Below are 2,063 nucleotides of genomic sequence, written 5' to 3' on the forward strand. Positions count from 1 at the left end.
CTGGCTTTGACTTGCCGCCGCCCATCCGTCAGCCGATGGACGGCTATGCAGCTTAACTTTACAAAGCCAATAATTTCACAAATGCCGAGTGCGAAAACGCGGGCGGGTTGATTGGCTGGTTATATGCGACTTACTATTAATTAGATTTTTTATTCATTTTATCAAATAGAAAAATTATTTTGATACTATCATTTTTTATCAAATTTAGTTTTATTGTTTTGCTACTATCATTTTCAATAAATACCACTCCATTGATTTCTTGCCCACTGAGCAATTCTGTTTTTTTAAGTGTAACACTATTATAATAATCCTCTCTTTTTCTATTAGCTCCGCTAGTCTTTGCCATTGCTGCCACTCCAAAAACAGGCCAGGCGATACCATAAAAAAAATGTAAACCAGCTAACATATTAATTCCCCACGGAATTGACCAACCAATGAAATATCCAAACGGTGCACTTTTAGTTTTTTTGTAAACCTCATCAATATTAACGCGATTCTCCACATTAAGAGGATCTACTAAGATTGTTGAATTTGAACGGTTAAAAACACTTATATAAATTGGCTCAAAATCATAATATCGGAAATCCGTATCAAAAATTAATTTTGCTTCTTGATTATTATACTCTTTCACAAAAGTATAGACACTGTCAATTTGCTTACTGCCCGGTGAAGTAATTGCTGACCGATATTCTATTGTACCAGGATTAAAGGAAGCACAAGAAATTAAAACAAACGGTAGTAAAACAATTATAATTTTCTTCATTTAATTAGTCCTATTTTTAGCATATAACTATTACTTATACTGCACGTAGATATTGTTTAAAGAACATAGATATGCACGTGCCTGCATATCTATGTTCCAATTTTGTACAATTTGTTCTAAAATCTCAATATTTAAAAATAGGGTCTGCATATCTATATTCCTTCTGTTATTCAGTCTAACGGACTCCTGACACCAAGCCCTCTATTAAGAACATGTGTGTAAATCATCGTAGTCTTAATTGAATTGTGTCCTAAGAGTTCTTGAATAGTTCTAATGTCATAACCATTTTCTAACAAATGAGTAGCAAAGGAGTGACGAAATGTATGAGGGCTTCCCGGTTTTGTTACACCAGCTTTTCTAATCGCCTCTTTAACTGCTCTTTGAATTGTGCTTTCATGAATATGCCAGCGTGTGATTAATTTGCTCTCCTTATGTTTTATAAATTTATCTGCCGGAAACGCATATTGCCAGCCGAATTCTTTTCCAGCGTTTGGATATTTAGATTTCAATGCATAGGGCAATATAGTTTCCCCTCTGTTCGTTTGTAAGTCTTCCTTGTGCTGCTTGTACACTTTATTCAAATGATTTTTTAATTCAGGAACGATTGAAGTTGGTAAAATAGTATGCCTGTCTTTTTCTCCTTTACCATCTCGAACTATTATTTGCTTGTAATCAAAATCAATATCTTTTATACGAAGTCGTAATGCTTCCGAAAGTCTCAAACCACCACCATAGAGAAGTGAAACAATTAATTTAGGCACACCTTTCAGGTATTCAAATATTTTGTCGGTTTCTCTTTTTGAAAATACAACCGGCAAATGTTTAATTTTTGAGACACGTTTAATATCTTCAATCCATCCAATTTCCTTTTTCAAAACATTTTTATATAAATATAATATCCCTTGCAATGCTTGATTTTGAGTGGAGGAAGAAACATGCTTCTCAACAGCAAGATGATTTAGAAACTCACTAATTTCAGTTTTTTCCATTTCATTTGGATGCTTCTTATTGTGAAATAGAATAAATCTCTTTATCCAGTTTAAATAACTTTCTTCGGTCTTTGGACTGTAGTGGTTTGCACGAAGTGTTCTTCTTACTTCCTCGAGTCCGTTAGCTAACGGATTTGGTTTCTGCCCGTATGATTGAATTAAGTTCATTCTTTAATTCTCCCAGCCGCATTTTAGCAAACGGACTTTCTTTTGTCAATAGCGAAGTAGTAAAAAGTTTCTAAAGTTCATAAAGTTGGAAAGTTCGCATGCAGAGGATAAACCCGCCTACACTGAAGCTTCGGCGGGTAAAT

General features: G+C 34.4%; 2 protein-coding genes. Both read right to left on the reverse strand.

The features are described from left to right. Positions 1 to 136 precede the first annotated feature (136 nt). Positions 137 to 763, reverse strand: a complete 627-nt coding sequence (locus FJ213_13405) for a hypothetical protein (GenBank protein ID MBM4177149.1) — start codon at positions 761 to 763, stop codon at positions 137 to 139. Positions 764 to 933: 170 nt separating this feature from the next. After that, positions 934 to 1,920 (reverse strand): integron integrase, encoded by a 987-nt coding sequence (locus tag FJ213_13410; GenBank protein MBM4177150.1) that lies wholly within the window; start codon positions 1,918 to 1,920, stop codon positions 934 to 936. Between the last annotated feature and the right edge of the window lie 143 nt (positions 1,921 to 2,063).

The organism is Ignavibacteria bacterium (assembly GCA_016873845.1).
Taxonomy (GTDB): domain Bacteria; phylum Bacteroidota; class Ignavibacteria; order Ch128b; family Ch128b; genus JAHJVF01.

What these genes read in the sequence shown, in the direction of transcription:
- FJ213_13405 (MBM4177149.1), bottom strand. Translation starts at nt 763, where the DNA reads ATGAAGAAAATTATAATTGTTTTACTACCGTTTGTTTTAATTTCTTGT.
- FJ213_13410 (MBM4177150.1), bottom strand. Translation starts at nt 1,920, where the DNA reads ATGAACTTAATTCAATCATACGGGCAGAAACCAAATCCGTTAGCTAAC.